5 protein-coding genes are annotated in these 7,693 nt (G+C 66.3%); 3 read left to right on the forward strand and 2 right to left on the reverse strand.

Going from position 1 to position 7,693, the window contains the following annotated elements:
* The first annotated feature begins 116 nt into the window (after positions 1–116).
* The 3 genes from MTR65_RS02150 to MTR65_RS02160 all read left to right on the forward strand — a co-directional run bounded on the left by MTR65_RS02150 (position 117) and on the right by MTR65_RS02160 (position 5,740).
* Positions 117–2,372, forward strand: a complete 2,256-nt coding sequence (locus tag MTR65_RS02150; protein ID WP_226633211.1) for an RNA degradosome polyphosphate kinase — start codon at positions 117–119, stop codon at positions 2,370–2,372.
* 65 nt (positions 2,373–2,437) lie between these two features.
* Positions 2,438–3,955, forward strand: coding sequence for a Ppx/GppA family phosphatase (locus MTR65_RS02155; protein ID WP_243796687.1), 1,518 nt, complete (start codon positions 2,438–2,440; stop codon positions 3,953–3,955).
* A gap of 177 nt (positions 3,956–4,132) precedes the next feature.
* A complete protein-coding gene (locus MTR65_RS02160; protein WP_243796688.1) occupies positions 4,133–5,740 on the forward strand; it encodes an arylsulfatase in 1,608 nt (535 codons plus the stop codon).
* 61 nt (positions 5,741–5,801) lie between these two features.
* Here the strand turns inward: MTR65_RS02160 and virB11 are convergent, their stop codons facing one another.
* Both virB11 and MTR65_RS02170 read right to left on the reverse strand, forming a co-directional pair.
* Positions 5,802–6,866: a P-type DNA transfer ATPase VirB11 gene (gene virB11 / locus MTR65_RS02165; RefSeq protein WP_243796691.1), complete on the reverse strand. Its 1,065-nt coding sequence runs from the start codon at positions 6,864–6,866 to the stop codon at positions 5,802–5,804.
* 33 nt (positions 6,867–6,899) lie between these two features.
* The coding region (locus MTR65_RS02170) for a TrbI/VirB10 family protein (protein WP_243796694.1) at positions 6,900–7,693 on the reverse strand (794 nt) is incomplete at its 5' end.

Consider the following 7,693-nt stretch of genomic DNA (forward strand, 5'->3'; position numbering starts at 1 on the left):
TTGCCGCAAAAGCGTCATCGAGAACTGGCAAGGGCCGCGTTTTTAAAGACACGTACGTGCCACGGGCCGAAATCCGCGTCCCTGGCCGCACCGCAAGACCACCAGAAGAGGGTCACATGGACGAGACGACAGGTACCGTTATGCAGCCGACCGGAGATACGGATACGACGTCGCCCGCCCGTGCGCAGGTGCCAACACCTGCGCAAACCGATGCGCCTGCCCCGTTCGATCCTGCAGCGCTCGCCTCCTGCCCCTCGCGCTTCTTCAACCGCGAGCTGAGCTGGCTGGCCTTCAACGAGCGCGTGCTCGCTGAAGCCTCGAACATGAACTACCCCCTGCTCGAGCGCCTGCGCTTCCTCTCGATCTCGGGCAGCAACATCGACGAATTCCTGATGGTGCGCGTGGCGGGCCTTGCCGGGCAAGTGCGCCGCCAGATCGAGGAAGCCTCGATCGACGGGCTCACCCCCGGGCAGGCGCTTGCCGCCACGCACGAGAAGGTGCTCGAGCTGGAAACGATCCAGCAGAAGACCTGGGCCGGGCTCAAGGCCGAAATGGCCGAGGCGGGCATCGCGGTCATTGGCGATGAGACGCTCGACCCTGAGCGCGAGCAGTGGCTCAAGGACTATTTCGCGACCGACATCATGCCGGTCATCACGCCCCAGGCCATCGACCCGGCGCACCCCTTCCCCTTCGTCGCCAACCAGGGCATCGGCGTGCTCTTCTCACTGAACCGCATCGCCGACAACGCGCCGGTGATGGAGATGGTGCTGATCCCCGCGCCGCTGCCGCGCTTCGTGCGCATTCCGGGCGAGGAGGCGGCGTGGATCTCCATCGAGGACCTCATCTGCCGCAACGCAGGCACCCTCTTTCCCGGTTTCAAGGTGGGCGGGCACGGCGTGTTCCGCATCCTGCGCGACTCCGACCTTGAAATCGAGGAAGACGCCGAAGACCTCGTGCGCTACTTCCGCTCGGCGATCCAGCGCCGCCGCCGCGGGCTTGTCATCGTGCTCCAGCTTCAGGGCAAGTTCGATCCGGCCGCCGAGGAAATGCTGCGCGGCCAGCTCGGCCTCGACCAGGCGCTGATCATGAAGACCGAGGGGCTGATCGGCTTCTCGGGCGTCTCGGCAATCTGCGACGAGGACCGCCCGGAGCTCAAGTTCGAACCCTATTCACCCCGCTATCCCGAACGCGTCCTGGAGCATGACGGCGACATCTTCGCCGCGATCCGCGAGAAGGACATCATCATCCACCACCCTTACGAAAGCTTCGAGGTGGTGATCGACTTCCTGCGCCAGGCCGCGCGCGATCCGGACGTGATCGCGATCAAGCAGACGCTCTACCGCGCCGGCAAGCAGTCCGCGATCATCTCCGCGCTCATCGCGGCGGCCGAACAGGGCAAGTCGGTGACCGCCGTGGTGGAGATCAAGGCCCGCTTCGACGAGGAGCAGAACCTCCTGTGGGCCGGCCAGCTCGAACGCGCGGGCGTCCAGGTGATCTACGGCTTCATCGACTGGAAGACCCACGGCAAGGTCTCGATGGTGGTGCGCCGCGAAAGCGATCTCGGCAATGGCCGGGGCGGCTATCGCACCTACTGCCACTTCGGCACGGGCAATTACCACCCGATCACCGCGCGTATCTACACCGACCTGTCCTATTTCACCGCCGATCCGGCGGCAGGGCGCGATGCGGGCAAGCTGTTCAACTTCGTCACCGGCTACGTCGAGCCGGACGAGACCGAGCTGCTCTCCATCTCGCCCATGACGCTGCGCTCGCGCCTCTACGAGTTGATTGCGACCGAAACCGCCAACGCGAAAGCCGGCAAGCCCGCCGCGATCTGGGCCAAGATGAACTCGCTCACCGATCCCGAGCTGATCGACCACCTCTACACCGCCAGCCAGGCGGGCGTGGATGTCGACCTCGTGATCCGCGGCATCTGTTGCCTCAGGCCCGGCATCGAGGGCTTCTCGGAGAACATCTCGGTCAAGTCGGTGATCGGCCGCTTCCTCGAACACAGCCGCATCTGGGCCTTCGCCAACGGCGCGGACCTGCCCAGCCGCCAGGCCGAAGTGCTCATCACCTCGGCCGACGGGATGAGCCGCAACCTCGACCGGCGCGTCGAGATCATGATCCCGATGCGCAACAAGACCGTCCACGATCAGGTGCTCGACCAGGTCATGCTGGCCAACTTCATCGACACCGAGCAGTCCTGGCTGCTCCACCCCGACGGCACCTCGGAGCGCGTGGGCGAAGTCGAGGAGCCCTTCAACCTGCACCGTTATTTCATGACCAACCCCTCGCTTTCGGGGCGCGGCGCTTCGCTTGCCAGTGGACGAAAAGTGCCCAAGCTCTCGCTTCGACGGGGGAATATCTGACATAGGGCCCAAGTTCTGACACAAGAGTGTCGGAACAAGGTCCCTCTCGGATTCGTCTGGAAAGCATGATCGGCATCAGCCACTCGAGCGAAAAGCGCGCGATTATCGACATCGGTTCGAACACCGTGCGCCTCGTCATCTACAACGGGCCGCTGCGCGCGCCGGTCGTGATGCTGAACGAGAAGGTCAACGCGCGCCTTGGCCGTGACCTCGACCGTGACGGCACGCTTTCGGGAAAAGCCTTGAAGACCGCGCTGGGCGCGCTGGAACGCTTTTCGCGCCTGCTGGCGCTGCACCGGGTGCGCGATGTCGATTGCGTGGCGACGGCCGCCGCGCGCGATGCCAGCAATGGCCCCCAGTTTCTGGAGGCCGTGCGCGGCTTTGGCCTCTCGCCCCGCCTGCTTTCGGGCAACGAGGAAGCCCGCGCCAGCGCCCATGCGGTCATCGCCGCCTTTCCCGGCGCGCATGGCACCGTGGCCGACCTTGGCGGCGGCAGCCTGGAACTGATCGGCGTGGAGAACGGCACGATCAGCCCGCGCGGCATTACCATGCCGTTCGGCACCCTGCGCCTGCCGGGCCTGCGCAGCAATGACGCCATGGCCTTCTCCACCGTGGTCCACGAACGGCTCAAGGCCAACGGCTGGAACGGCGGCAAGGACGAGCCGCTCTACATCGTGGGCGGCTCCTGGCGCGCACTCGCCCAGCAGGCCATGCGCGAGTTGAAGTGGCCGGTCGATGATCCGCATGGCTTCGCGCTTCCCGCCGACGATGTGCTGCGCATCGCGCGCCAGTTCGCCAAGGGCCGGATCGAGAACCCGGACCCGCGCATTTCCTCCTCGCGCCTCGCCAGCCTGCCCGACGCAGCCGCGCTGCTCGCCGAACTTGTGATCGCCCTCCAGCCCAGCGAAATCGTGTTCTCCTCCTGGGGGCTTCGCGAAGGCCTGCTCTACGCCCAGCTCGAACCCGAAGTGCAGGCCGAACCGCCGATGCTCGCCAGCGTCGCCGGTTTTGCGCTTGGCGTGCGGGTCTCGGCCGAGGAAGCGGTCGCGGTGGCCAAGTGGACCGCCCCCGTCTGCGACGATGGCGAGGATAGCAACGGGCACGGTCCGGGAAGCGAGAACGACCGCATCCTGCGCCAGGCCTCCACGCTTCTGGCCCTTGCTGCCATGCGCACCGAGCCCAACCTGCGCACCGAGGAAGCCACGACCTGGGCGCTGCGCAAGCGCTGGATCGGGCTCGACATGCGCGGGCGCGGGATGATGGCCATGACGGTCTTTGCCAACGCGGGTCTCTCGGGCATTCCCGATCCCTTCGACCGGCTGGCAACGCGCGCCGATCTCGACCGCGCGATCGGCTGGGGCCTTGCCATCCGCCTGTGCCGCCGCCTCCACGGCGGGTGTCACACCGCGCTCGATCTCAGCCAGCTCTCCTCTACGCCCGAGCACATCACGCTCTCTCTACGCGAGCGGGGCCTGCCGCTGTTCAACCCGGCCGCCGCCAAGGACATCAAGGCGCTGGGCGAGTGGCTGGGCCGCTCCTGGCGCGTGCTGGGCCCGGACGACGAGGTGATCGCCGAAGGCTGACCCCGCCTTCGGCTTCGCCCACTCCACACACGCAAATCGTTTACTTTCGGTATCTCCAGTACATCCCCCGGACGCATCAGGGTTTATCCCGATGGGGCGCGCTCCAGCCCTGCGCCAGCCTTGCTGTCGGTCGTCGGCATCGACGGCACGCCCATTGCAAGGACTGGAAACCGGCTCATGGACACAGAGAACCGCCCTCCCCTCACACTTACCGAAAAGCGCGCGCCGTCCGACGTCTCACGGCGCAAGCTGCTCCAGGGCTCCAGCCTGCTGGCCGCGCTGCCCGTGATCGGCAAGCTCGCCTCCCCGCGCCGGGCGCTCGCCCAGTCGGGTAGCGCCAGCCGCCCCAACATCCTTATCATCTGGGCCGATGACGTGGGCATGTGGAACCTCAGCGCCTACCACCGCGGAATGATGGGCCACAAGACGCCCAACATCGACCGCATCGCCCAGAAGGGCATGCTGTTCATGGACCACTACGCGCAGGCCTCGTGCACCGCGGGCCGGGCCGCCTTCATCACCGGCCAGTACCCGATCCGCACCGGCATGAGCACGGTCGGCCTGCCCGGCTCCGAGCTCGGCCTCCAGAAGGAAGACCCGACGCTCGCCGAGATGCTCAAGCCGCTGGGCTATGCGACCGGCCAGTTCGGCAAGAACCACCTCGGCGACCGCGATGAACACCTGCCCACCGCGCACGGCTTCGACGAGTTCATGGGCATTCTCTACCACCTGAACGCGGGCGAATATCCCGAGCAGTACGACTACCCCAAGGACAGCCCCGCCTTCCAGCAACGCGGTGTCGTCCATACCTGGGCCGATGGCAACGGCGGCCAGAAGATCGAGGATCTGGGGCCCTTCGGACAGGAGCGCCAGCGCCATCTCGACGATGAGTTCCTCAAGGAATCCAAGCGCTTCATAAGCGATGCGGCCCGCGCTGGCACGCCCTTCTTCGTGTGGCACAACACCACGCGCATGCACTACCGCACCAACCTGCCGCCCGAGTACGACGGCGTCACGGGCTATGGTCTCTACGCCGATGGCATGGAACAGCTTGACGACCAGGTCGGCCAGTTGCTCGACCACCTCGAAGAACTGGGCGTGGCCGACAACACCATGGTCATGTTCTCGACCGACAACGGCCCGGCCTGCAATTCCTGGCCCGATGGCGGCAACACCCCGTTCCATGGCGAGAAGGGCGTGGGCGGCTGGGAAGGCGGCTTTCGCGTCCCCATGATAGTGTCCTGGCCCGGGCACATTCCGGCGGGCACCACGACCGGTGAATTCATGACCATGGAGGACTGGGTTCCCACGATCATGTCCCACCTCGGGCAGCCCAATCTGGTCGCCGAACTCAAGACCGGCAAGCGCATCGGCAACATGACCTACAAGGTCCATCTCGATGGCGTCGACCAGACCGACCTGGTCTCCGGGCGTGGCCCCACGAAGCGCAAGGAGTTCTACTACTTCACCGAAACCACCCTGCACGGGCTGCGCTACGGCGACTGGAAGTTCCTGTTCAAGAGCCAGGACAAGTGGTTCAACGGCGTGCAGGAGCAGCTCGTCACCCCCTACATCATCAACCTCAAGCTCGATCCCTTCGAGCGCTTCCTTGACGCGCGCGGATATGACGAATGGCAGGAAAACCATTCCTGGACGCTGGGTGCGGCCGGGCAGCAAGTCGCCAAGTTCATGGCAACCTTGCAGGAATATCCGCCGCGCCAAAAGAGCTTCGACCTCGACGTCGATGAGATGATGAGCTCGGCCTACAGCGCCCAGACCAACTGATGGCGCACCACTTCGGCAATATCGAGAGACGAGAGGGCGCCCGGTGCGCCCTCTCTTTGCATCACGCGACCAGTGTGCGGCTCTCGGCGATCTGGCCGATCCCGCGCTTGCCGCCCTGACGATCCAGCTGGACGACGATGTCGATCACGCTGGCGGCGTACTCCAACGTCTCGGCACGGGTGAGGCCGATGTTCGACTGCATCGCCATGAGCGCGATCTGCTCCAGCGCGCCGCGCGGCGTGTTGGCGTGGACGGTCGAGAACGAGCCGGGGTGCCCGGTGTTGATGGCGCGCAGGAACGAGACCGTCTCGGTCCCGCGCAATTCGCCCAGCACGATGCGGTCAGGGCGCAGGCGCAGCGCCGCCTGAAGCAGGTCGTTGGCCGAGACCTTGGCCTCGCCCAGCTCACCCTTGACCGCGATAAGGCCGACACCATTGGCGCCCGGCAGCTTGAGTTCGGCGGTGTCCTCCACCAGCACGACGCGCTCGTCCTGCGGGATCTCGGCCAGCATGGCGTTGAGGAACGTTGTCTTGCCCGTCGAAGTGCCGCCCGAAATCAGGATCGTGCGGCGGCGCTGGATCGCGTCCTTGAGGAAGGCGATGGGCTGCGCCATCGGATCGGGCGTCGGCGCCTCTTGCGGCGGGGTGATGGGACCGCGGTCATAGGCGTCGAGCGGCAGGTTCAACAGACGGTGCCGGCGGATCGCCATCGCCCAGTTGCTGCGCGTGGCTGGCGGCCCGACCAGCTGGATGCGCGCACCGGACTGCCCGGCATAGGCGGGAAGTGTTGCCGAGAGCAGCGGATGCTCGCGGTTGATGCCCTGATGGCTGATCCGCGCAACCTGCTCGGCGAGGCGCTGGAGCAGGCGGTTGTCCATCTCGGGAAGCGCGATGCACTTCATCCCCGCGCTGCCATCGGCGTGCGCGGCATCCTCCACCCAGATCTCGCCCGGACGGTTGACCAGGATCTCGGTCACCGTCTCGCGGTCGAGCCAGGGACGCAAGGGCGCGAGGTAAGCGTCGAGATAGACACTGCGCGGAACGGGCGCCTCCACCTGCACCTCGGGCATGTTCTCAGACATCGGCGCTCCCGCAGCCGCAGGCACCAGCGAAAGAACGTCGGCCATGGCGAAATCCTGCCTTGGTAATTGCGTGGACGATCACTGCACCGGACCGAAATCGAGATCCTTGGCGGTGAAGACGCGGATCGGCTCACCCTGGCGCACGCGGATCGTGGGACCGATGTTCGAGCTGCCCTGGACGGCCTGCGCGGCCGCCGAAGAACCACCCGCCACGACCACCGACGCGCCGCCGGTTGCCAGCGTCGTCAGGCCATCGACGACCGAAAGCAGCATGGCCGAACCGAAGCGCTCGAAGAAGTGGGTGTTGACCTTGCCCGGAAGGCCCGTCTCGCCGCCAAAGGCAATTGCGGGCGAACCGATGTCCACCGACACGCCGTCGGGACGGATCACGCGGGTCCAGATCACGTAGGCACGCTTCTGTCCGGCAGTAAGTCCGCTCTTGTACTGACCGATGAGGCGCGAGGAGCGCGGGATCAGCACCTTCTTGCCATCGAAGCTGCGCACGTCGGTCGAAACGATGGCGCGCACGTAGCCGGGCACTTCGGTGTCGATCGCGGTTTCAAGGACCGCCGGGATCAGCGTGCCCTGCGTCACCGTCGTCGCCGGATTGAAGGTGCGTGCAGCCGCTGCGGTCGAGTTCGTGCCAGCAAGACGCGAGGCAAAGTCATCGTTCGGGGCGCCGCCCGCCTTCCCATCTCCTCCAGCCGGGCCCGGCGCGCCGACCGCGCCTGCGCTGGCGTCATAGACGACCGTGGGGTTGGCGTAAGGGTTGCCCTGAGGCCCAGCCTGGGCGTTGGGATCGTTGGCAAGAACGGGCGCTGGCGCAGGTGCGGCCAGCGGCGCGGCCGGACGCGGCAGAGGCGCCGGAGCGG

The organism is Novosphingobium mangrovi, from assembly GCF_022818885.1.
Classification (GTDB): Bacteria; Pseudomonadota; Alphaproteobacteria; order Sphingomonadales; family Sphingomonadaceae; genus Novosphingobium; species Novosphingobium mangrovi.